This is a genomic window from Candidatus Megaera polyxenophila (assembly GCF_029982035.1).
Classification (GTDB): domain Bacteria; phylum Pseudomonadota; class Alphaproteobacteria; order Rickettsiales; family Rickettsiaceae; genus Megaera; species Megaera polyxenophila.
Map to the genome: position 1 here is coordinate 1,379,748 of NZ_CP104166.1, position 23,089 is coordinate 1,402,836.

Here is a 23,089-nt window from a genome sequence, read left to right on the forward strand (position 1 = left end):
TTTGTTATAAGTTAGAGCCTTCATCTGAGCTTTTGGGTGAATTAAGTTTTAAATAATTAGTGCTCTAACGCTAGAAGAAGCAACTTATTAGTAGGGTTGTTTATTAACATCTCCTAATTTTTCCAACAGGGAGTTTTGTTTAAGCCTTTTCGCAAGAAGCTTAGGCTCAAATTTTTTAATATCATATTCTTGGGAAGCACAGGAAAAAATATATCCTTTATCATTATCAACTTTTTGTATACATTGTCCGCATATACCTTTCATCATACATTGCATCGGGGCTAATATACCACAAACAAACTCACTATCTTTAAATAACTGCTGCTCATATCTTTTTATTTCTTCTAGCATTTTGTTTGTAACATAAGCTATAATGTAAGCATTTTTTGACATTTTTGCTTCGTTGATCTTATTCATTAAATTGTTAATATTTTTATTACCATTGCTATTATTAGATAGTATGAACGTATAAGCCTCATCTGCTGCAGCCTTTATTTTCTCTATATAAAAAATGTCATTTTGCTGGTTATAGACAGCAAAAAATGTTACTTTTGACCCTTGATTCTTGATTTCCTGAGCAATTGGTAAGAGGGCTATATTTCTGATTCCTTCACCTATTAAAATAACATTTTGGGATGTTGGAATATAAGTTTTAGAACCAGTTGGTCCCATAAGTACGATTTCTTCTTCTGCCTTAAAATTACTGCATAACCCCGTTGATTTACCTGTTTTTAATATAACAAAGTAAATTAATCCTTGGTTTTTATCTACTTTATAAGGGCTCAAGGCAAGTGGCTTGGTAAGTTTATCCAGTGTCTCTGCAACATTTTGTAGCCTAAAAATCTGGCCTGGTTGATAGTTTTTAGCGGCTAGAGGGGATTTTACTGTTATATCTAACATGTTTAGGGCAATTTCCTTTACAGAGTAAATTTTGGATTTTAATTGCTGATCTAAAACTTTGGCGAACCGTTGAAAAGAAAAATTTGTACTCGGGTTAGATTTATTTAGCTGTTTTGTTATTTCCTTATAGCCATTTTTAGCGCTCGCAAGAGCTTTAACAACACTTCCTGAGTATTTCTGATTGCAATCACCGAAGTGGCTAAATCTACGATCATCGCTAGTAAATCCATTTATATCTAGGAATTCATTATCTTCTGTGCCAATTGCAACCAATACCGTTTTTGCATTTAAAGTAACAATATTTTTTCCCTGATCCAAAAATTCTATCTGCTTTACATAATCATATTGGTCTGCTTTAATTTCCATGGGAGATAAATTTAGCAGAAATTTTACGCCTATAGCTTTAGCATGTTCTATTTCTTCATGATTCCTTTCGTAGGCTGGAGACTCTTTGATGTCTTTTCTATAACAAATTGTTACTCCTCCAAGTTGCTGAATAATATCAAGTTTCTCTCCTATAGATTTAGCTTTTTGAAATAATTTTGCATGATTAACAAATTCTTCTGCAATTATTTTTTCCTCTTCAGATAGTTTACCTGGATTTACCGGTTTATCCTTATATGAATTTAAGAATTTTTCTACTTGGGCTTGGTAGTAATGAATTGCTTCTACAGCACTATCAATAGCGGTCAGGCCGCAACCTATTATTACTACTGGCATCCTAAGAAGTAAATTACTATTGCTTTGCGCTAGATAGCTACCGCCTTGTTGCAAATTCATTAGAAAATCAGCAGCACTTTTTACTCCTTTAATAAAGTAAGAAGCTGAATTTACATATTTTGGTTTTCCTGCTCCAAGGCATAATGCTATATGATCAAACCCAAAATCAAAAGCTTGCTTTGTAGTAATGTTACTGCCAAGCCTTACACCACCAAGTAGTTTAAAATTATCTATTCTTCTTTCCAAAATTAATCTGATCAAAGTGAGGTTATTTTTATCCCATCTATTGGTAATACCATATTCTACAACCCCTCCAAAACCTTGAGGAGACCTTTGGGATAAAGGCATTTTTATTTGTTTGTAATCTTTTACCGGTTTTGTTAAATCAATTTCTAGATCTGTGATTTTTAAGCCGTCAATTGCAGTAACGTTATGTCCTTCGTTCAACAAATAATGAGAAAGAGCAAAGCCTGCAGGCCCTAAACCTGTGACCAAAACATTATAATTAGTAGGTTTTTTAGGCAAAGGGGATTCAATATTTAATGGATTCCATTTTGTTAGTAAAATATATATTTCGACTCCATAAGGAAGATTTAAAACATTATCTAAAATCTTTGATTCGATAAGAGGAATATTAACAGAGTCCTGTTTTTGGAAAATACAGGATTTTATGCAATCATTACAAATCCTATGCCCAGTTGCAGCCACGAGCGGGTTATCAATTAAAATGACGCTAAGTGCTCCAATATTAAATCCTGCTGCCATTAACTCATTCATTTCAGAAATTTTTTGATCTAATGGGCAGCCATCTGCTTGCTGGCTTTCTTGTTTTGCGTTTTTTATACCAAAACGGCAGGAATCTTTTTGTTGATGATGACAATATATACAATATTTTGCGTTAGAAAGGGCATTCTCTAAATTAATCTCATTATCTCTATAATCAAAGCCAAGATAAATATCCTTAGCTAGCATTTGGATTCTATTTTCACGAATTAGATTCTCCGGATCTGTGGGCCTTGGGATAGTAAATAAAGGTAGGCCACTATTATTTAATATCATATAAATGGCATAATCTGCTGCAACCTTTAACTCCGATTCAAATTTTTCAGATGTGCTTAGCCACTTTATTACGTTTTCTGCAAAACTTTCCTGAGTGATTCTGCCAATTAATCCTGTTAATTTCTGTGATATTTCTGAAAAATTTATTTCCTTATTATTATGGGTATAATAATTTTTAAACACCCGTTGGACAAATTTTCTCTTACATTCATAAATTATATTAAAATCCTTCTGACTCTGTTTGAGAGTAAGATTTTCTGTTTCTATAGAAAATAATTCAGCTACGAAATCATCGAGGTATGGGGCTAACTCTAGCAAAAATTTAGAGTATTCAGTAGAGGAACTAGGTAGAGCAGGGGAGTTTCTGTACTCAGTTAATTTTTTATGTAAAATTAGGTTTTTTTGCTCTAAATAAGAGAGAAAAATTTTGTCGATTTTTTTTAAACCTTTTAGAGAATTTAAATCGCTAAAATTTACTGCAAAATTCAATTTCATATTAAGTATAGTATAACTTTTAGGATATGAATTAGCTAAACCGTTATCGTTTATTTATAGTTTATAATATTTTTGGTATGCTTGATGTTTAGCGTGCTTTATCCAATTTGATCTAAAGGATAATACAGAAGGGTAATTACAATCTATGGGCAAAGACTGGTTATCAGTTTAGCAAAACAGCTAGCTAGAGGAAGTAGAAAAACTAAACATATCATTTTAGCCTACCAAAATTTTAAAACAAATGCATAACACACAGCTATTTTTTACAACATCCAGGTAAACTGTAAGATAAACTAGGCTATAGACTAGAATTTATCCATTCCTGAAGCGCATTTTTGGGCTGTACCCCAACCTTGGTGGCGATTTGTTTACCTTCTTTAAAGAGTAACATCGTCGGAATTCCTCTTACACCAAATTTAGATGGTGTTTCCGGGTTTTCATCGATATTCATCTTAACTATCTTTACCTTACAATCCATCTCTTCCGATAATTGATCAAGAATAGGCGAAAGCATACGACATGGACCGCACCATTCTGCCCAAAAATCAATTAGTACGGGTAATTTCGAGTTGATTACTTCAGATTCAAATTCATTATCTTTAATTTGTTTGGTCATAATAATTATATAATAGTTCTATTAATTGTTTTTTGACAATTTTTCTTTTAAATTACTAATTAAAGCATCAATTCCATTATTAGAAATAACATTATCAAACTCAGTTTGCTGAGAGTTTAATATGCTAACACCTTCGGTTATTATATCCCCTACTTTATAAGGGTTTTGTTTAGCATTTGCAAGTTTATGAACTAAGTAGTCAACTGCTACCGGTGAGTCAGAGTCTTTTTTAAAAATCTCCATACTGACTAAAAATACATTATCATCAACTTTGTTTACTTTTTTAACAACTGCTTTTACGTCGCTGTAGTTTTTTGAAAGATCAGCATATGCTTGGACAATAAATTTCGAATAAACTTCTGTAAATTCCTTTATTTTTGCATCAGAAAGGCTTTTTTTATGCCGCCCTAAAGTATATTTAGCCATCCAGTCAAGGTGTAAATTAGTGCGTATTAACGTACTTGAACGTTTGACTTTCTCGTCTGCTGGTAAATTTGCGTCATTTACAATATTATATCCATCAGTAATTAAGTTATTAACATAAACTTTTAGTTTTTCTGCATCTTCATCAGCATATGCCAGCGGATTGTAAACTAAAATAGATATACATAGCAAAATTCTATTAATGACTTTCATAACTACACCTAAATTTATGTAAAACTATATTATCCCTTTTAATTTTTAATGTACATCTTTATTTAAAGGTCTGGCATTTATACCCTGCAGGGTATATTATTTTCGCTTCTCTTTGATTAAAAATGGCTTCCCTAACTGCAATATATGGATCTGAAGAATTTTTCGAAACATAATCTGTAAGAGGCATAAGTTTATAACGCATATCTATAATTGATACACCGGTTACGGTAAGCATAAAATTCTTATCTAGTGAATAAGTAAGAGGATTTAGCAAAAAATCTGAAATTAAAGGGTCTGATACATCTCTAGCATTAATTCCGCCATAGAAAGGCAGTACTATATATGGCCCGGGGCCTGTACCGTAATATGCTAAAGTGCTACCTAGAGTTTGTTGTGGAGGTTTTAGGCCAAATTTGCTTGCTACATCAAACATTCCGGCTATGCCAAAAGTTGAATTTATTGTAAAACGCCAAAAACTCTTGAGTATACCTTCAGAATTTCCTTGAAGGGTATAGTTTACTGTAGATAAAGGTTCTGATATATTATCAACAAAACTTCCTACACGATTTTTTGTATAGTCATTTGTAAATCTACCATATATTTTAGCAACTGGTCTTAATAAAAACGTATCGACCACACTATTAAAAGCAAAAATTTTACGATTTAATTTTTCGTAAGGGTCGTAAACACTGCACTTACCGTTAAATTGATTGTAATTGTATTTATACTCGCTATCCTCACTTTCCTTGGCGAAGACTTCTCCTAGTGCAAAGTTCAGGATTAATGCTGTTTGCAGAAAATATTTTATAAACCGCTTAGCTGTAATTGAACCAATACTCAATTTTATGAAACTCATATAGCTTTTAATTTTAGTTTGGTGCGGATTATAACAGTAGTTTTTCAATAATTATATTATTTTTTTTATTTAGTTTAGTTTTTTACCAACGAATATAACATAGCTATTTTTAATTAGTGGTTCTGAATTTGGTTCATCGATGATAGTAAAACCACATTTTTTTAATAGTTTGGTAATATAATGCTCCTCATAAACAAACTCTAAATATTTATCTGAGAAGTCTTTCTTATCACTTAATCTGCACGCAAAAGCAAAATACCCTCCCGAAGATAGAGAATTATAGAGTTGACCAAATAGATCGCTTAATTCTGAATTGTTGGAGAACCCGTCAAGGCTTAAGATAATGTCATATTTTTCGTCCTTGTGGTCTATTAAATAATTTTCAACAGGTAAGTTAATTATTTTATCATATACCTTATCACGTTTAGATTGTTTTTGGAGTTTGATCATCTCGGCTGAACTTTCAATACCGGTAATAGAAAACCCTTCTTGCATTCTTTTTTCGATTTCTTCACCAACGAAACCTATATTACTGCCAATTTCAAGTATAGAATATTTTTCCGGTAATTTATCAATTGCGCCTATTAGTTTTATAATTAGTTCTCTTGGTAGGTTAAGATTTTTATTGAAAAATTTATCAACAATATCTTTAGTAATTATGCCCCGATATACGGAGTATATTTCACTTGGAACTTCGGAAATATGGTCAATTTCTTTGATAAATTTTAACAACCCGATTTTATCTTCGCTTTCTCCTTTTTCTAAATAAAAAATTGCTTTCTTATATTTTTTTTTCAAAAAATAGGCCCATCCGGTCCAGTAATTTACAAAAGGATCATTTGGACGCAGAAATTTATCAACTAATATAAATCTGAATATAGCATCATTGTAATTTTGGTTGTTGAGGTGATATATACCAAGGTTTATATTTGTTTCTGTGAAATTTTTTAGGTTATATCTTAACCTTGCTGCGTTCTCTCTAATTGCAAAAAATTGATCTTTTAGCAGATTGGGAATTCCAAGTACGAACGCAAATCCTGATTTTATATAATCTACTAATTTAGAAAAAATACCCTGTGCCATCATAAATATTAAGTATTTTGATTATTGATCTTTGATTTGATTTTCAATTTATGTTCTCATATAATTCTGCACAGTTCAAACTAATAAAGCATATTGGGTGTTACTTATAAAATTAACAAAAAAATTAGTTACAAAATTATGTCATTAATCGCTACAAGATTAGGTTTTATTAAACCATCTCCGACGCTAGCCGTATCTGCAAAAGCCGCAGAATTAAAACGGAGTGGAGTAGATGTAATTTCTCTTGGTGCTGGCGAGCCGGATTTTGACACACCAGAAAATATCAAACTTGCTGCTATTGCTGCTATAAAAGCCGGTGCAACAAAGTATACTAATGTTGATGGCATGCCTGAGTTAAAGAAAGCGGTATGTAAAAAATTTAAACGGGAAAATGGCCTTGAATATTTACCGGAGCAAATAATCATTGGAACTGGTGGAAAACAAGTCATCTATAATTTGTTCATGGCTACCCTTAACAAAGGAGATGAGGTAATAATACCCGCACCTTACTGGGTATCTTACCCTGATATTGTACTACTTGCCGAGGGCAAACCAGTAATAATTGAGGCTCATCTGGAAACCGGGTTTAAAATAATGCCAGAATCTCTAGATGCAGCAATTACCGACAAAACTAAGTGGTTTGTTTTAAATTCCCCAAGCAACCCCTCGGGAGCAGCCTATTCAAAGCAGGACTTGCTACTACTTGCTAATATTTTACGAAAATACCCTCATGTCCAGATAATGTCGGATGACATATATGAGCATATTACTTTTGACAGGTTTAAATTTTATAACCTAGTAGCAGTTGCGCCGGATTTAAAAGAGAGAATATTTATAGTTAATGGAGTTTCAAAAGCTTATTCAATGACTGGATGGAGAATAGGCTATGGTGCTGGCAATAAGGATATAATAAAAGCTATGGCGTTAATCCAGTCGCAAAGTACTTCTAATCCATCGTCAATAAGCCAGATGGCAGCTATTGAAGCTCTTATCGGTATCCAAAACTATATCCCGAAAAATGCGCTTAGTTTTGAAAAAAAACGGGATTTAGTTTTTAGCTTGCTCTCTAGAATCAAAAATCTTGAGTGTTATAAGCCTGAAGGAGCTTTTTATTTGTTCATTAGATGTATGAAATTATTTGGGAAAAAGACGCCTTCCGGGAAGTTACTAAAAAATGATAATGATGTAGCAACTTATTTGTTAGAAAATGGAAATGTAGCGGTAGTGCCAGGTATTGCATTTGGCCTAGAAGGGTATTTCCGCATTTCTTATGCAACTAGTGAAGAATTACTTGTTAAAGCATGTCAGAGAATTGAGATGTGTATAAACCAATTAACTCAATGAAGAAAATAATAAAGCATTATCTAAAAAATAGTAAAATACTATTTAATGTAGTAGCCACTGCAATTTTTCTATATCTTAAAATTGCTTATTTTACTAGTAGCTGGCGTTTTATTATGCCGGAAAATCTTGACGAAGACGAGCTTGATAATGAAAAAGGGCTATTTTTTGCAATATGGCATAATAGATTAGCTTATAGCATGTATATTTTCGGTAATTATAAAAATGCTTTTGGTCTAACAAGCCCGCATTCTGACGGTAAAATTATCGGTAAATTGGTTTTAATGATGGGACACCGAATAATTGAAGGCTCAACAAATAAAAATTCTGCTGCTGCTGTCAAAGAAATTATAAAACAAATTTCCAACGGTGGTAAGATAGTGGTAACTCCTGACGGACCAAGAGGACCTGTATATAAAAATAATAGCGTAATTACAAAGATTGCTAGTAAATATGACAAAAAAGTAATACCTGTTTCATGCCATGCTTCAAAATATTTTGAACTCAAAAGTTGGGATAGAATGATGTTACCAAAATTTTTTAGTAAAATATTAGTGGTTATAGGACAGCCTTTAATCCTCAGCGGAGATGAGGAGCAGGATAAGATGCTTTTGGAGAACACATTAAATAGCTTAACTGATCAAGCACAAAATCTATTAAAATCAGCTTAATTAATATATTTTAATTATCGAGGTCGGTAAGAAGAGCTATTTTCATTCTGCAAGGCGCAATGATATATAAAAAGATACTTCGTCTTGTAAATTTGCTCCATTAGAGTCAAAAACTTCTAAGTTAGTATTTTCTTCTTCCGGTGACTTAGTTATGGTGCTTCTCATATAAAATAAATTATTTATTTTAGCGTATTCTTCGAAAGTTTCTTCTGATGGGGTATTTAGTGTATTTTTAAACTCAAAGGATACTATTTCATATTTCTTTTGGCCTATTAATACTATTGATTTGGCTATTTTTGAATTATCAGGATCAGACTGTTTGCTATTTGCAAGCATTCTGTGCGCAAGTAATAACTCACGAAGTAAAATAGAACCTTTATCTGATTTACTATCATTTTGTGTTTCGGTAGCCGATGATAAGGCTGTAATATTTACACTTAGAATAACATAGAAAATAACTGCAAAATTAATTAATAGCTTTTTTATCATAACTTACCTATTTCATTTTTATGACCATAAATTTTTCATTTTAGAGAAAAAACCGCTTTCTGAATAGTTTTGGTTAATATGGCCTAGTTCTTTATCTAACTCCTCGAGTAAGTCTTTTTGCTTTTTTGTCAAATGCTTAGGAATTTGGATGTAAATATGCGCATAAAGATCACCCCTTAAGCTAGTGCGAACTTTTGACATACCCTGGCCTTTTATACGTAATTGATCCCCTGTTTCCGATCCGGCTGGAATTGTTAACTTTACTTTTAAGCCGTCAATTGTTGGTACTTCAATTTCCCCTCCAAGAACTGCTTTTGTAAAACTTATTGGTAGCTTGAAATGAAGATTGGAATTTTCGACTTTATATATATCGTGAGGTTTTATGGAAACAAAAACATATAAATCCCCATTCGCCCCGCCTCTAATTCCCGCTTCACCTTCGGAAGCAATACGAATTCGTGTATTGTCTTCTATTCCAGAAGGGACGTTAATAATTAAGCTTTTTTGTTTTGAAATTCTGCCATTACCATGACACGTAGAGCAAGGATTCTTAATAACCTGCCCAGCTCCTCCACATTTACTACAGGTTTGTTCTATTGCAAAAAAACCTTGCTGCATCCTAACTACACCGGCTCCTCCGCACTGACTACAATTAGCAGTTGCACTTGCATCCTGTGAACCCTTGCCATTACATGGGCTGCATTTTACTTCTGTTCTAAAATTAATGTTTTTATCAGTTCCTCTAAACGCTTCTTCAAGACTAATAGTAAGTTCATACTTTAAGTCAGAACCTTTAATACTTGTCGATGTTCTGGTTCTTCTTGTGCTTCCTCCCATAAAGTCACCAAAAAAATCACCAAAAATGTCGTTGATATCATGGGTATTAAAGCCTGCTGTTCTACCGCCGCCAAATCCACTTGAGGCGCTGTTACCGTGAGCAAAGGCTGCATGGCCAAACCTGTCATAAGCTGCGCGTTTTTGTTCGTCTTTTAGAGTGTCGTACGCTTCGCTAATTTCCTTAAATTTCTTTTCAGCATCAGGATTGTTGGCATTTTGATCTGGGTGATATTTCTTGGCTAATTTTAAGTATGCCTTTTTTATTTCAGCGGTGTCTGCAGATTTTTGTACTTCCAGAACTTCATAATAATCTTTTTTCGACATAATAATTTACAGATATCTTGAGGGTAAAAAGCTTAAGTTAAATTTTTTATAATAATAATCGGCTAGTATTAAATTAAAATGTTTTTTTTAGCCGATTATTATTATTTATCTAGTGGTTTAGTAAATTAGTTATTTATTATCGGTCACATCCTTAAATTGACCGTCTACTACTTTTTCCTCCCCAGAATCTTTATGTTCATTATGAGCAGCGCCTGGTTCACCCATTCCACCACTTCCATCTGTTTTATACATGGCTTCGCCTATTTTCATACTTGCAGCAGCTAAAACATCTGTTTTTTCGTTAATTTTTTCAAGATTATCTTCCTCAAGTGCTGATTTTAATTCCGCTATTGCATCTTCAATAGATTTTTTATCATCGCTTGAAATTTTATCTCCATGTTCTTTTAACGATTTCTCGGAGGAATAAATAAGTGCATCCGCCCTGTTCCTTACTTCTATTGATTCTTTACGTTTTTTGTCTTCCGCAGCATTTTGCTCTGCATCTTTAACCATTGCTTCAATTTCTTCTTCTTTAAGACCGCCAGAAGCCTGAATAGTAACTTTTTGTTCTTTGCCGCTAGCTTTATCCTTAGCGGACACATGCACTATACCGTTAACGTCAATATCAAATGTTACTTCGATTTGAGGCAAGCCTCTTGGTGCGGGTGGGATACCTTCTAAGTTAAATTGACCAAGTAATTTGTTATGTACGGCAAGTTCTCGCTCTCCCTGAAACACTCTTATCGTTACTGCATGTTGATTATCGTCTGCAGTTGAAAAAACCTGGCTTTTTTTGGTAGGAATAGTAGTGTTCCTATCAATTAGCCTTGTAAATACTCCACCAAGAGTTTCGATTCCAAGTGACAACGGAGTAACATCAAGTAATAAAACATCTTTAACGTCGCCTTGTAGAACTCCTCCTTGAATTGCTGCTCCGAGTGCTACTACTTCATCAGGATTTACCCCCCTATGAGGTTCACGGCTAAAAAATTCTTTTACTTTTTCGATCACCTTTGGCATTCTTGTCATACCACCGACAAGGACTACTTCCTGGATATCACTGGTTTTAACACCCGCATCTTTTAAAGCCTTTTTACAAGGTTCCATAGTAGAATTAATCAAATCTTCAACTAATGACTCAAGTTTTGCTCTAGTAAGCTTGATGTTCATATGTTTTGGACCACTACTATCTGCGGTAATATAAGGCAGATTGATATCAGTTTGTTGAGTGGAAGAAAGCTCTTTTTTGGCTTTTTCTGCAGCTTCTTTAAGTCTTTGTAGGGCAAGAGGATCTTTTTTTAAGTCAATACCGTTATCTTTTTTGAATTCATCCACTAGGAAATTAAGAATTCGCATATCGAAATCTTCCCCACCGAGAAAAGTATCACCATTAGTTGCCTTAACTTCGAAAACACCGTCGCCAATTTCAAGAATGGAAACGTCAAAAGTACCACCGCCTAAATCATAAACAACTATGGTTTTGTTTTCTGTTTTATCAAATCCATAGGCAAGAGCTGCAGCTGTTGGTTCATTTATAATGCGTAGTACTTCTAGTCCGGCAATTTTACCGGCATCTTTCGTCGCTTGCCGTTGAGCGTCATTGAAATAGGCTGGTACTGTAATTACGGCTTGAGTAACAGCTTCGCCAAGATAATTTTCGGCGGTTTCTTTCATTTTTTGCAGTATATAAGCACTAATTTGGCTCGGTGAATATTTTTTACCGTCTACCTCTACCCAAGCATCGTTATTATCAGATTTAACAATTTTATAAGGTACAAGTTCCTGATCTTTTTTTACAGTTGGATCGTCCATGTTACGACCAATTAAACGTTTGATAGCAAATAAAGTATTAGCTGCATTCGTAACAGCTTGCCTTTTGGCTGGTTCTCCTACCAATACTTCTCCGTTTGCAAATGCTACCATGGAAGGAGTAGTTCTTGAACCTTCCGCATTTTCTATTACTTTAGGCTCTTTACCCTCCATAACTGCTACACAAGAGTTTGTTGTACCCAGATCGATACCAATAATTTTTCCCATAGTTATTCCCCATTGAATATAAATTGTTTGACTTAAAAGCTCTTATCTGCTTTTTTTGTTTAGTCAAATATATCTGTTGATATAGTGCAGGATAAAATTTTTACAAGATTGATAAGGTAAAAAAATGTTAAAAATAATAAAAATTTTCCTAATTGTTTTGGTCTCAACTAATGTTATAGCCGAGGCTTCAGGGACAGTAAAAATTAAAGATATAGAAAAAATAAAAAAAGCAATAGTAACAATTAATAGCCGAGTGTCTGTTTCCGCCTATCAAAATACCGGCAGTTGGTCCGGAACCGGCTTTATTGCTGATCTTGAAAAGGGTTTTATCGTGACAAATAATCATGTAGTTGGGAGGGCTGCAGTAGGTACATATTTTATTACTTTCCATAACGGTCAGCAAGCGGAAGCAAAGGTTGCTTATTATGATCAATATGCTGATTTTGCAATTTTGAAAATAAACCCTCAGGAACTACCTGGACAAGTAGAAAAAATAGAATTTAGCAATAAGGAACCAAGCTTAGGTGATGAAGTTTTTATTGTAGGCAACACGGAAGACCAGGGATTTTCATTCCATAATGGTTATTTATCGGATCTTTTTGATATTAATGGTCAAATGCCTCAAGGGTCTTATGTAATAAATATGAATACCACCGGTGGAGCAAGCGGTTCACCTGTTATAAATTCTGAGAGTAAAGCAATTGGAATTTTATATGGTGGCGGTAAAACCCATGCTCTTGCTTTAAAGAAATCATATGTAACAGACGTATTAAATGCTTTAGAAAACAATAAACCAGTACAAAGAAAGCATATAGGTCTTATCTCGGTTTTGTATTCGCTTGATAAAGCGGTAAAACACCGTAATTTTCCAGTCTCTGAAATGAAAGATTACATCAAAAAATTTCCTGATGCCCGCAATAGAGTCATTGTAGCCCGTACCATTATTGCCGGTTCTACTGCTCAAAATGTAATAATGCCAGGAGATATTATTTGGGCAGTAAATAATAAAGAATTAGGTGGTGACCTTACTATACTTGATCAAATAATGAATAACGCCCCAGAAAATATTACCCTGACAATTTTTCGAAACGGCCAAAAATTGGATAAGGAAGTTAAATTATATGATCTAGAAAAAAATAAAACTCGTAAGATGTTTGATTTTGCTGGGGCAATATTCTTTGAAGCTGACGATTATGCAGCGGCCAAGTCAGGAGTACCCATCGGTAGTGTGGCAATTGCCAACGTTCAAACTGGCGGTAGTTTTAGCAGTATTCCCGAAATGTTTGTTCAAAATTATAAAAGCGTTTATAGGTTAGTAATAGAATCTATAAATAACCAGAAGGTTGAAACATTAGATGATTTAATTAAAGCTGCGAATGAGGTAATAAAACAAAAGTTTATAAATATTACTTATAAAAATTACCAACCATATTTTACTTTTTTTGACCAAGAAAGTGGTTTTATATCGAGCCAGGAACAGTTAATGCAAGACATTACTTTCGATAGCATCGATACTAAACCAAGGATATTAAAGTATGATAATAATTTAAGTGAGTGGATATCAGAAGAGATTTAGGCCTTTACCAAATCTAATTTTTAGAATAACTGCTTAATGGTTTTAGTGGTGCCGCTAGAGAGAATCGGACTCTCGACCTCATCATTACCAATGATGCGCTCCACCACTGAGCTATAGCGGCATTTGCGTAATGCAGTCAATTAATTGACATATAATAGCTAATAGGTCAAGAGAAATTTGGAATTTTAGTAAACTTCTTTTCTTGTTTAATTTTTTGCTGCAATTTTTACTTATAAACTTCTTATCTGTGCCAAATTATTACCATTCTGTTGCTTAATAAAATTTAGAAACTGGCTTATAGAGTCTACTATATCGTCGTGTTTACCATTTGGAAAATTAGTAATCTCGGAAGTTATGACTCTACTAAAAGCTGCTTTTGCCGGTAATAATACTATCCCACTTTCAAAAAGGTGGGTAACTGATGCAAATCTTGTAATCTTATCAAGAGAAGGCTTTATGGCCTTAATATTATTAAAACCAGAAATTTTTAGGTCTTGAATCAATGATTGCCCGCTTGCCTTGTCTTCAATTAAGACAAATCGTGGTTTATACTTATGAATCTGCTTGTGGATTTCATTTTTTAAATCTGAATAAATTAGTTTTTTCCGAATCATTTGAACCAGGTAATATTTGTTTTGGATGATTCCCCAAACTGTTCCAACTGTATAATCAGATGTTTCTGATGTTTTGATTGCGGTATCCCAGCTATGAACAAAAAAATCGAACCTGTCAGGTAGGTTTTCAAAATAGTGGATATTGTGGGGGGAAAGTAAATGATAATTAGCAGGTAAAGGTTCTTGTAAAAACTGAGCGGTATAATTTCTGCTGCCGATTTCACGTTCCAAATTTTCAAGAAATTCCCTTGTATCACGGGTATTGTCTAAAATCTCGCCCTCTTTGTAAATTTTATAGAATTTGCCAAAATTATATTTAATATTTTCTGAGGCTAAAGCGGGGATTTTTAGAATTTCCCACCCTCTTGAAGATTGTAAATGAGCGGATAAATCTTCTTGATGTAACCTTTGCATAACAAGAACAATTGCTCCGTTTTTTTTATCATTAAGGCGAGTGATAAACGTCTGTTCAAACCACTCTATAACTTTATTGCGCATTTTTAGTGAATTGATCTGGGTAGGGTTGTGTGGATCGTCGATAATCAGGAAATCTCCCCCTTCGCCGGTGGCTGAGCCGCCGACGCTTGTAGCAAAACGAAAGCCGTTTTTAGTAGTCAGAAATTTACTTTTCTGGTTATGGCTTTTTGACAATTTAGTTTTAGGGAAAAGTTTTTTATACCAGCTGGAAGATACCACTAACCTTGTATCCATTGAATGCTTAATACTTAAAATCGAAGAATAACTAGCAACCATTATTCTTGTCCCAGGGTTGAGAGACAAAAGCCAAGCGGGCCAGGCAACGCTTACGCATACTGATTTTAAGGCTCTTGGGGGCATATTAATTATAAGGCGTTTAATTTACCCAAGACGCACCCCCTCTAAATATTCTGCTAGTAAGTCTATATGCCAATTAGCGTGATATTTAGCTCCTGGATTTATCGTGCTAAAAACTTTGCCGATAAAGCTTGAAAAATCCTGACGCAAAATTATTTCAAGAAATTCTTCGGTATCTTCCACTGTTTTTTATTCCTTATGTTTTGTTCTGGAGATTATACTTTTCAACGAAGCGCTTTATAATGTCCTGGTCCTCTTTATTAATTATACAATCCTCGTCTATTTCTTCCTTACTTAGCTTGTTTAATTGGATGATCAGCGCAACTAGCTTATTTAGCGTGTCGGTAATATTCTTTTTAATATTTAATGCGTTTTTTGATTTATGTGAGCTTATTTCATTGAGTTCATCTTCTAGTAATGAAACAAGCTTTGCTATAAAGCCGTATAATTTATTGACTGTATTTTTCATAGGTGTCTTTTTCTGCTTGCTTTTCTAAGTTATTACCAAAAATTTTGTCTCCTCCTTTTATGGCCTCTAGTCCTACAAATGCTCGTTTTTCATTCAAAGTCATAAAAGAGGCAGCAGTTATTTTAGACCAAAGATTTTCTCTCCGTTCTGTGAGGGCTGATATTGAATCACGATCAAAATCAATTAATAAATCCTCTTTTAGCCAGTAAGATAACCAATTACTTAGTCCATCAGCTATTTTATAGTATAGGAAATTCAAAATTTGCAACCAGAAAAATCATCAATCAGCTTTTTAAAAATTCGTTTAATAAATATGTAGTTACCAGCCACAATATTAGAAATTATCAACACTTTTACAAAAATCTCTGCCAGAATCTATCTAAAAATAGGTTCAGTTTTACAAATTATGTGGCCAAGACGTGAAAGAAGTGTTCGCCATAATGATGTTATCTAGGCGTTGATAATAATTCATTGGTTCTTATTAATAACAATGGCGGAGATAAACCGTAATAAACTTGCCGCAGATTCATACATTTATTGCAATTATAGCAAAACAGAGGATCTATTTTAAAATTCAACCAAATCATTAATCTCCAACTAATGAGCTTAGTTTTCTTATGAACGATTTGATTAATTGCCTTATATACGATAGGTAATTGTACGCCCCTAGTTCTATTAGATAAAAAACCGTAATACCTAATCATTCGAAAATAACGATCTGGTATATGCATAATCAGACTAGCTATGAACTGCATCACGGGCATAGTTATGCGATCAATTGTATTATTATAGTGATCAAGAAATTTAAACGTTACCTGCTTTCCGTCGTAATTTTCTATTCTTGTCTCGGAAATAGGGGGCGTTTTATATACCGCCCTAAATATTCTATGTTGCGTTTATGATCATCCGATGGTTTTTGTAAATAAACATACCAACTGATTTCGTATAAACTACTCATCCAGTTATTAAAATTCTCAGCATTTTGATATGCGGACGGCAACTTCAAATTACTTGAGATATATTGAAAGCGAAATAACTCAAGGACTCTATGTCTCCACATTTTTTTAATAGGTTCGGCAGGAAAAAATAATTTTTGCCACTTGCCTTTGCTATTTATACCGCCGCAAGTAACCGATAAATGGATATGAACATTGCGTTTTAAATCTCTACCGAAAGTGTGTAAGGCAGTAAATATACCAACCACAAGATTTTTCTTTGTAGCTATCTCCTTAATAATTCCTGCTGCAATACCGGAAATCAATCCAAACAGATCACGATTGAGCCAAAATATCGGCCATAAAGAGTCCGGCATTGTAAATGTAATGTGCTGCCATCGTGTTTTTGGTAGAACATTGCTAGCCTTACTCACCCATTGATCCGTTTGTTTCTTACCACAACGAGAACAAAACCTACCTTTACAGCTGAATGCTACCGATTTATTGCGGTTACAATCACGGCAGCTATAACGTTTAAATCCTAAATATTTCGTTCCACACGATATAACTTTAGTGACGTTGAAAATAATGCCGTATCTTAGCTTGCCGTATTTTTTAGCGAAATCGAGACCAATTACCACGGTCTAGAAAAATATGTTTTATAGATATTCCTTTACCGACTATTTCCATAAATTACTTATAGTTAATGTTTTCTTACCAAGGAATCTTTCTTCCTTTGCGTTCTAAATCAAATTCTTTACAATCAGGGCAATAGTAAACAGAATTATACTTATGATTGGGAGATATTTTTCGCAACATTATCCAGAAAGCCTTGGCTATTTCCTTATCTCCTTCGGAAAAAATCTTTTTGATCCTGCTGTAAGGAATTGCTTGCTCTTTAGAAATGGCCTTAAGAGTTTTTACCGCTAATTCATTGACCAAATGCTGCTCAGAGTGCAAGTTACTCATAACTCAATTATATATTATCTTATGTATGTCTAACATTCAGTCTTTATAACTCAAGTTAAAACAAATCAAATACCAGTATTATAATCCTCCATAAATATTTATCGGTCAAGGGTATCTTCTTTTAAGCTGCCACCGATAGGTGGCTTATCTTGTCCAGTAATGGAATGATATTCTCCTCCCATAGGGCAAGTCTTGCTTCCTGCATGTTGCTATAAGTATTATCACCGTTAATACCAAGAAGTTGCGGTGGAATATTAAAGGCTATTGCTATGTCTCTTGCACTTGAATCTTTTAGTTCAAGGAACTTCTCAAATTTTTCTGCATTATTAGTTTCTTGCCATTTTAAACCTCCCTCCAGAACCAGTGGTTTTCCTGAATTAGATGAACCGCTGAAATTATCATAAAATTGTTGCTGTAACCTTTCAAATTGTTCGTCAGTTAAGTAACCGTTACCGTCTTGAAAAACCAACGCACCGCTAGGTTTTACGGCATTTTTAAGAAGGGCTTTATTCCAATCCAAAGTTTTTGAGTATAAATTTATGGATTTAGCTGCCGCAGCTAGAGATGATAAACCGTATAAATGATTAGAAGGATGATAATTTTTAAAATGTAGAATACGGCTTACTCTGCTTATCCTATCGATAGGATAAAGTTTTGATCCTCCAAAGCTTTTATGTTTATATGCGGTAGGTCTATTGCTTTCGGTAACTATTTCAACTGCTTGAGGGTGTAAATTATATATTCCTGAAGCAGACGAGCCATCATAACCAGCTAAAAAAACATAGCTATTGCCATAGAGCAATAAACTAGAAATTGCTTCAGTAAAGAAATCTGCTCCTGAAGTTTCTGGGTTAGGTTTTTTAAGTAGCTTGGCAGCAATATGGTTGTCGGTAAAAACCTTTTTACTCCCTTGTTTTTTATACACTAACCAAGGTACGTGGCTTGCAGAAGAGGCTATCAGGCTTACACATCTGTGGACGATAACATTATCGAAATATTGCTCAGACCCAACAGTTTCTTCTGAAGGGAAAATAGCCTCCGGAATATCGAGTATGTTGACAGTTTTTTTTTGTCGGTAAGTACGTAATTTTTTTATATAATCTTTTAGCATAAATCTATTTTTTTATTTTTCGGTAAGCTATTTATACTTTATTAATCTCTTTCCACTAATAGTTAAAATTAATATTATTTGGATTAAAATTTGTATATTTGGGCAAGCCTTCTTTAAGTTGATTTAAATAAATATTATCTATATTATCTGGTTGTTAAGTTTATAAATTTATAAGGAGAGCTAAAATGACAGTATATATAGGTAAATTGGCGCCTGATTTTACAGCAAAAGCAGTGATGCCTGACGATTCAATAGATAACAATTTTAATTTAAAAACTTATTTAAAAGGCTATAAAGGCATTTTGTTTTTCTACCCACTGGATTTTACTTTTGTTTGCCCTTCGGAAATTATTGCTTTTAATAATAGGTTAGGAGAATTTAACTCAAGAAACACTAAGGTAGTAGCTGTAAGTGTTGACTCCCATTTTTCACACCATGCTTGGAAATCAATGTCGGTAAATAAAGGCGGAATAGGAAATGTTCAATTTCCGCTAGTGTCAGATTTGAGCAAAGAAATTTCTAAAGCTTATAACGTACTTAGTGACGAAAGTATATCGTTTAGAGGTACATTTTTAATAGATGATGATTTTAAAGTAAGGCATTATCTTGTAAATGATTTACCTCTCGGTAGAAATGTTGATGAAACACTAAGAATGGTTGATGCTTTAGACTATCATAATGCCCATGGCGAAGTTTGTCCGGCAGGATGGAAAAAAGGTGATCAAGGGATGAGTGCTACAAAACAAGGGGTTTCTGACTACTTAACCTCGCACGCTGAAGGGTTATAAAGGAGTACTTGTAGGGGTTTTAACACATGCTAGAAAATCTTTTTGTAAATAATAAAGCTCCTGCCTATTCTGATGAAACTATCGATATATTAAGGCTTATCAGAAGTGAAAATGTTGGCCCGAAGACTTTTTTTAACCTGGTAAAGTTTTTTGGTTCTGCATCTTGTGCCCTAGAAAATGTACAGGATTTTTCAGTTAAAGGAGGAAGGTCGAAGCCAATTAAGCTTTATTCTAAAGATTCTGCTTTGAAAGAACTTAGAGAACTAGAAAAAAATAATAGCTACTTAATAACTTATAAAGACCCGAATTACTCTGAATTATTATTGCAAACTCCTGATTTTCCTCCTGTTTTATCTTATAAAGGAAATATCTCATTGTTAAATCATGAGAAAATTATTGCTATAGTAGGAGCTAGGAATAGTTCAGTTAATGGTAAAGCTTTTGCAGCAAAATTATCTAAAGATCTAGTAAAAGCTGGTTACATAACGGTTTCGGGACTTGCAAGGGGTATCGATTCATCCGTTCATTCCAGTAGTTTAGACTATACGATTGCAGTAATAGCTGGCGGCATAGATCACATATATCCGCCGGAAAATAAAACTTTGTATGAAGAAATAGCAAAAAATGGTTTGATTTTAGCAGAGTTGCCTATAGGATCTAAACCGCTTAGTCAGCATTTTCCTCAACGTAATAGGATTATATCAGGACTTGCTCTGGCAACGATAGTAATTGAAGCTGGTATCAAATCCGGATCATTAATCACCGCAAATTTTGCTCTCGAACAAAATAGGGATGTTTTTGCCGTTCCGGGGTTTCCGCTGGATCCAAGATGCATAGGCAGTAATCAGTTAATAAAAAATGGTGCATATCTGCTTGAATCTGTTGATGATATCGTGACAAACGTAGTATCTAAAGATAGATTTCAAAAAGAGCTTGAAGAGAAAGCAAGTTGTTTTAATAATATAGGTCTTTATATGGGAAATAAAGGTAATATTCAAGTGACTGACAGAAATCGTACTGCAGTAGTAGAATTACTTTCAGCGTCTGAAGTAACTTTTGAAGTAGTAGCGGAGCAGTTGCAACTAGAGCTACCGATATTGTACACAATATTTCTAGAACTCGAACTTGCCGGAAAAATTACAAGAACTGCCGGTAATAAAATTTCATTAATATATTAATTTAGGTTTAAATGAAACTAGTAATTGTTGAATCTCCTGCGAAAGCAAAAACTATCAATAAATATTTAGGTAACGACTATAAAGTTATAGCCTCTTTTGGTCATATCAGAGATTTGCCTTCCAAAAATGGATCTGTATTACCGGAAAAAGATTTTGCTATGAAATACGAGATTTCAGATAAATCCTCTAAATATGTTAATGAAATTATAAAATCGGCAAAAAATGCTAGTGAAATTTATCTGGCAACCGATCCTGATCGTGAAGGTGAATCTATTTCTTGGCATGTAATGGAAGTGTTAAAATCTAAGAAAGTGATTGAGGATGATAATAAATTTAAGCGTATTGCTTTTAATGAAATTACTAAAAAAGCTGTTCTTAATTCAATTGCTCATCCAAGAGCCGTTGATGGCAATTTAGTTAATGCCCAACAAGCAAGAAGAGCCTTAGATTACCTAGTTGGTTTTACCTTGTCGCCGATTTTGTGGCGTAAATTACCTGGGTGTAGGTCAGCAGGGCGTGTCCAATCAGTTGCCCTACGATTAATTTGCGAAAGAGAGGATGAAATTGAGCGTTTTATCTCCAAAGAATTTTGGGATATTAAACTTGATATGGTTGGAAGCAAGGGGGATCTTTTTGCCGCACGGTTAACCCATGTAAATGGCAATAAACTGGAAAAATTCTCTATTACTAATCAGGTGCAAGCAGATGAAATAGTTGAGAAATTGAGTTCCCGTAAATTTCAAGTTCTAGAAGTTGAAAAAAAACAACAAAAGAGGAATCCATCTGCTCCTTTTATTACATCTTCTTTGCAGCAAGAAGCTTCAAGAAAACTTGGATTTAGTGCTAAAAAAACAATGCAAGTAGCACAGAAATTATACGAAGGAATCGATATTGGGGGCGAAACTCTAGGGCTAATTACTTATATGAGAACAGATGGTATCACGCTCGCTACTGATTCGGTAGATAGTATAAGGAAACTTATTGGGGAAAAGTACGGAGCTAAGTACTTGCCAGCCAAACCAATTATTTATAAATCTAAATCTAAAAATGCTCAAGAGGCTCATGAAGCAATCAGACCTACAGATATAAATCTATTACCTGAAAAATTAGCTAAAAATTTAGATGCTGATCAATTAAAACTTTATGATTTAATTTGGAAAAGAACTGCAGCATGCCAAATGGAAGCAGTAGTGATAGATATGGTGGGGGTTGATCTTGTTTCTGACGATAAAAGTTTTATGGCAAGAGCTACCGGTTCAACAATTGCTTTTGATGGTTTCTATAAAATCTATCAGGAAGGGGTGGATGACAACAAGGAGGAAAGCTCTAAAACCTTGCCTCCTTTAACTGAAGGAGAGGATATTGTTACTAAAAAAATTAATCCAGAACAACATTTTACGGAAGCCCCCCCAAGGTATTCCGAAGCTACTTTAGTAAAAAAACTAGAAGAACTCGGTATTGGCAGACCTTCTACTTATGCAACAATAATTTCCGTATTGCAAGACAGGCAGTATGTTACTATGGATAAAAAGAGGTTTACCCCAAGTGAACTTGGAAGATTGGTAACGGCATTTTTAGTGGGTTTTTTTGAGAAATATGTACAATATGATTTTACTGCTGAGCTAGAAACAGACCTTGATAAAATCGCCGAAGGTAGAATTGGTTGGCAATCCTTACTTTCTGAGTTTTGGAAAGGATTTAATGATAATGTTGGCAAAGTTAGTGATCGCAAAATTGGTGAAGTAATAGAATATGTTGAGAAAGCCCTTGAATACCATTTATTTGGAGATAAACATGGGAATAAAGAAATTATCGAAAAAAATAAAAAATGCCCATCATGCCTCGATGGTTTACTCAATTTGAAACTTGGTAAATTTGGCGCATTTTTGGCCTGTAATAATTACCCTACTTGCCAGTATAAAAAACAGATTTCAAAGGGTATGGATAAAACTTCTCCTGAAGACGTTCTGGTAACTGAGTCCACCAATAATAAGCAATTAGGAGCTGATAAGGATGGTAATATAGTAACGCTTCGGAAAGGTCCATACGGATGGTACGTGCAGCTTGGAGAAGCAGCTTCGCCTAAAGATAAGCCAAAAAGATCTGCTCTGCCACCAAGTATAAACCCAGATAGTTTGACTTTAGAAACTGCGCTAAAATTGCTTAATTTACCTATCTCGATTGCTCCTCATTTACCTGCCGGGGAAGAAATTTTAATGGGTATAGGCCGTTTTGGGCCATACTTAAAATATCAAAATAAGTTTATCTCTATACCTAAAAATATCGACCCTTTCAATATTGATATCAACCAGGCAAGGTCGTTAATTGAGCAAAAAAATCAAAAAGCCGATCCAGCTACCAAAAATAAGTCGAAAAGAAAAAATAATAGCTAAAAAGGTTTGCCTTAAAGCATTTCAAGGGACAAACCTATTTTAAGCAATAATGCTTGCTTATCTTGTAGTATAGGAATTTCAAAATTTGTAACCAGAAAAATTGTTAATCAAAACTTTGAAAATTCATTTAATAAATATGTAGTTACAAGCCACAATAT

General features: G+C 34.0%; 19 protein-coding genes, 1 tRNA gene and 2 pseudogenes. 6 read left to right on the top strand and 16 right to left on the bottom strand.

The window, feature by feature from the left end:
- Positions 1-87: 87 nt before the first annotated feature.
- From N3Z16_RS07425 to N3Z16_RS07445, 5 genes are all read right to left on the bottom strand, one after another.
- The gene (locus N3Z16_RS07425; RefSeq protein WP_282486000.1) at positions 88-3,174 is read right to left on the bottom strand and encodes an FAD-dependent oxidoreductase; all 3,087 of its coding nucleotides are present in this window, start codon (positions 3,172-3,174) and stop codon (positions 88-90) included.
- 298 nt (positions 3,175-3,472) lie between these two features.
- Positions 3,473-3,790: a thioredoxin gene (gene trxA / locus N3Z16_RS07430; protein ID WP_282486002.1), complete on the bottom strand. Its 318-nt coding sequence runs from the start codon at positions 3,788-3,790 to the stop codon at positions 3,473-3,475.
- Between the two features lie 21 nt (positions 3,791-3,811).
- Positions 3,812-4,426: an MlaC/ttg2D family ABC transporter substrate-binding protein gene (locus N3Z16_RS07435; RefSeq protein WP_282486003.1), complete on the bottom strand. Its 615-nt coding sequence runs from the start codon at positions 4,424-4,426 to the stop codon at positions 3,812-3,814.
- A 58-nt stretch (positions 4,427-4,484) separates the two neighbouring features.
- Positions 4,485-5,222: an MlaA family lipoprotein gene (locus tag N3Z16_RS07440; RefSeq protein ID WP_410519644.1), complete on the bottom strand. Its 738-nt coding sequence runs from the start codon at positions 5,220-5,222 to the stop codon at positions 4,485-4,487.
- A 129-nt stretch (positions 5,223-5,351) separates the two neighbouring features.
- Positions 5,352-6,368, bottom strand: a complete 1,017-nt coding sequence (locus N3Z16_RS07445) for a methyltransferase domain-containing protein (protein ID WP_282486007.1) — start codon at positions 6,366-6,368, stop codon at positions 5,352-5,354.
- A gap of 135 nt (positions 6,369-6,503) precedes the next feature.
- On the opposite strand from N3Z16_RS07445, the gene N3Z16_RS07450 reads away from it, so the two are divergent.
- The gene (locus tag N3Z16_RS07450) at positions 6,504-7,709 is read left to right on the top strand and encodes a pyridoxal phosphate-dependent aminotransferase (protein WP_282486008.1); all 1,206 of its coding nucleotides are present in this window, start codon (positions 6,504-6,506) and stop codon (positions 7,707-7,709) included.
- On the top strand, positions 7,706-8,377 hold the full coding sequence (locus N3Z16_RS07455; protein WP_282486010.1) for a lysophospholipid acyltransferase family protein: 672 nt from the start codon (positions 7,706-7,708) through the stop codon (positions 8,375-8,377). The genes N3Z16_RS07450 and N3Z16_RS07455 overlap by 4 nt, the downstream gene beginning before the upstream one ends.
- 42 nt (positions 8,378-8,419) lie before the next feature.
- On the opposite strand, the gene N3Z16_RS07460 is transcribed toward N3Z16_RS07455, so the two are convergent.
- From N3Z16_RS07460 to dnaK, 3 genes are all read right to left on the bottom strand, one after another.
- Complete coding sequence (locus tag N3Z16_RS07460) at positions 8,420-8,866, bottom strand: hypothetical protein (RefSeq protein ID WP_282486011.1); 447 nt, start codon at positions 8,864-8,866, stop codon at positions 8,420-8,422.
- Between the two features lie 18 nt (positions 8,867-8,884).
- Entirely contained in the window at positions 8,885-10,027 is a 1,143-nt protein-coding gene (gene dnaJ, locus N3Z16_RS07465) for a molecular chaperone DnaJ (RefSeq protein WP_282486012.1), read from the bottom strand.
- Positions 10,028-10,156: 129 nt separating this feature from the next.
- On the bottom strand, positions 10,157-12,064 hold the full coding sequence (gene dnaK, locus N3Z16_RS07470) for a molecular chaperone DnaK (protein WP_223939541.1): 1,908 nt from the start codon (positions 12,062-12,064) through the stop codon (positions 10,157-10,159).
- 124 nt (positions 12,065-12,188) lie between these two features.
- Between dnaK and N3Z16_RS07475 the strand changes: the two genes are divergently transcribed.
- Positions 12,189-13,640, top strand: coding sequence for a trypsin-like peptidase domain-containing protein (locus N3Z16_RS07475; RefSeq protein WP_282486014.1), 1,452 nt, complete (start codon positions 12,189-12,191; stop codon positions 13,638-13,640).
- A 46-nt stretch (positions 13,641-13,686) separates the two neighbouring features.
- Here the strand turns inward: N3Z16_RS07475 and N3Z16_RS07480 are convergent.
- The 8 genes and pseudogenes from N3Z16_RS07480 to N3Z16_RS07515 form a co-directional block, all read right to left on the bottom strand.
- A tRNA-Thr gene (locus N3Z16_RS07480) sits at positions 13,687-13,761 on the bottom strand.
- A gap of 109 nt (positions 13,762-13,870) precedes the next feature.
- Positions 13,871-14,965 (bottom strand): phage terminase large subunit, encoded by a 1,095-nt coding sequence (terL, locus tag N3Z16_RS07485; RefSeq protein ID WP_341850331.1) that lies wholly within the window; start codon positions 14,963-14,965, stop codon positions 13,871-13,873.
- A gap of 147 nt (positions 14,966-15,112) precedes the next feature.
- Entirely contained in the window at positions 15,113-15,271 is a 159-nt protein-coding gene (locus N3Z16_RS07490; protein WP_282486016.1) for a hypothetical protein, read from the bottom strand.
- A gap of 13 nt (positions 15,272-15,284) precedes the next feature.
- Complete coding sequence (locus N3Z16_RS07495; RefSeq protein ID WP_282486017.1) at positions 15,285-15,557, bottom strand: hypothetical protein; 273 nt, start codon at positions 15,555-15,557, stop codon at positions 15,285-15,287.
- Positions 15,558-15,597: 40 nt separating this feature from the next.
- Positions 15,598-15,807, bottom strand: a pseudogene (locus tag N3Z16_RS07500) (phage portal protein); the annotation flags it as partial.
- Positions 15,808-16,003: 196 nt separating this feature from the next.
- Positions 16,004-17,133, bottom strand: a pseudogene (locus N3Z16_RS07505) (IS91 family transposase).
- Positions 17,134-17,206: 73 nt separating this feature from the next.
- The gene (locus tag N3Z16_RS07510) at positions 17,207-17,461 is read right to left on the bottom strand and encodes a hypothetical protein (protein ID WP_282485543.1); all 255 of its coding nucleotides are present in this window, start codon (positions 17,459-17,461) and stop codon (positions 17,207-17,209) included.
- A 121-nt stretch (positions 17,462-17,582) separates the two neighbouring features.
- Positions 17,583-18,572 (bottom strand): phage portal protein, encoded by a 990-nt coding sequence (locus N3Z16_RS07515; RefSeq protein WP_282486018.1) that lies wholly within the window; start codon positions 18,570-18,572, stop codon positions 17,583-17,585.
- Between the two features lie 185 nt (positions 18,573-18,757).
- Between N3Z16_RS07515 and N3Z16_RS07520 the strand changes: the two genes are divergently transcribed.
- From N3Z16_RS07520 to topA, 3 genes are read left to right on the top strand one after another with little or no spacing between them, the layout of a single operon-like run.
- Positions 18,758-19,360: a peroxiredoxin gene (locus N3Z16_RS07520; RefSeq protein WP_223939537.1), complete on the top strand. Its 603-nt coding sequence runs from the start codon at positions 18,758-18,760 to the stop codon at positions 19,358-19,360.
- A 26-nt stretch (positions 19,361-19,386) separates the two neighbouring features.
- Positions 19,387-20,538: a DNA-processing protein DprA gene (gene dprA, locus N3Z16_RS07525; RefSeq protein WP_282486019.1), complete on the top strand. Its 1,152-nt coding sequence runs from the start codon at positions 19,387-19,389 to the stop codon at positions 20,536-20,538.
- A gap of 11 nt (positions 20,539-20,549) precedes the next feature.
- Positions 20,550-22,931 carry a type I DNA topoisomerase gene (gene topA, locus N3Z16_RS07530; RefSeq protein WP_282486020.1) on the top strand — a complete coding sequence of 794 codons (2,382 nt, stop codon included), beginning with the start codon at positions 20,550-20,552 and terminating at the stop codon, positions 22,929-22,931.
- The last annotated feature ends 158 nt before the right edge of the window (positions 22,932-23,089 follow it).

What these genes read in the sequence shown, in the direction of transcription:
- N3Z16_RS07425 (WP_282486000.1), bottom strand. Translation starts at nt 3,174, where the DNA reads ATGAAATTGAATTTTGCAGTAAATTTTAGCGATTTAAATTCTCTAAAA.
- trxA (WP_282486002.1), bottom strand. Translation starts at nt 3,790, where the DNA reads ATGACCAAACAAATTAAAGATAATGAATTTGAATCTGAAGTAATCAAC.
- N3Z16_RS07435 (WP_282486003.1), bottom strand. Translation starts at nt 4,426, where the DNA reads ATGAAAGTCATTAATAGAATTTTGCTATGTATATCTATTTTAGTTTAC.
- N3Z16_RS07445 (WP_282486007.1), bottom strand. Translation starts at nt 6,368, where the DNA reads ATGATGGCACAGGGTATTTTTTCTAAATTAGTAGATTATATAAAATCA.
- N3Z16_RS07450 (WP_282486008.1), top strand. Translation starts at nt 6,504, where the DNA reads ATGTCATTAATCGCTACAAGATTAGGTTTTATTAAACCATCTCCGACG.
- N3Z16_RS07455 (WP_282486010.1), top strand. Translation starts at nt 7,706, where the DNA reads ATGAAGAAAATAATAAAGCATTATCTAAAAAATAGTAAAATACTATTT.
- N3Z16_RS07460 (WP_282486011.1), bottom strand. Translation starts at nt 8,866, where the DNA reads ATGATAAAAAAGCTATTAATTAATTTTGCAGTTATTTTCTATGTTATT.
- dnaJ (WP_282486012.1), bottom strand. Translation starts at nt 10,027, where the DNA reads ATGTCGAAAAAAGATTATTATGAAGTTCTGGAAGTACAAAAATCTGCA.
- dnaK (WP_223939541.1), bottom strand. Translation starts at nt 12,064, where the DNA reads ATGGGAAAAATTATTGGTATCGATCTGGGTACAACAAACTCTTGTGTA.
- N3Z16_RS07475 (WP_282486014.1), top strand. Translation starts at nt 12,189, where the DNA reads ATGTTAAAAATAATAAAAATTTTCCTAATTGTTTTGGTCTCAACTAAT.
- terL (WP_341850331.1), bottom strand. Translation starts at nt 14,965, where the DNA reads ATGGATACAAGGTTAGTGGTATCTTCCAGCTGGTATAAAAAACTTTTC.
- N3Z16_RS07495 (WP_282486017.1), bottom strand. Translation starts at nt 15,557, where the DNA reads ATGAAAAATACAGTCAATAAATTATACGGCTTTATAGCAAAGCTTGTT.
- N3Z16_RS07510 (WP_282485543.1), bottom strand. Translation starts at nt 17,461, where the DNA reads ATGAGTAACTTGCACTCTGAGCAGCATTTGGTCAATGAATTAGCGGTA.
- N3Z16_RS07515 (WP_282486018.1), bottom strand. Translation starts at nt 18,572, where the DNA reads ATGCTAAAAGATTATATAAAAAAATTACGTACTTACCGACAAAAAAAA.
- N3Z16_RS07520 (WP_223939537.1), top strand. Translation starts at nt 18,758, where the DNA reads ATGACAGTATATATAGGTAAATTGGCGCCTGATTTTACAGCAAAAGCA.
- dprA (WP_282486019.1), top strand. Translation starts at nt 19,387, where the DNA reads ATGCTAGAAAATCTTTTTGTAAATAATAAAGCTCCTGCCTATTCTGAT.
- topA (WP_282486020.1), top strand. Translation starts at nt 20,550, where the DNA reads ATGAAACTAGTAATTGTTGAATCTCCTGCGAAAGCAAAAACTATCAAT.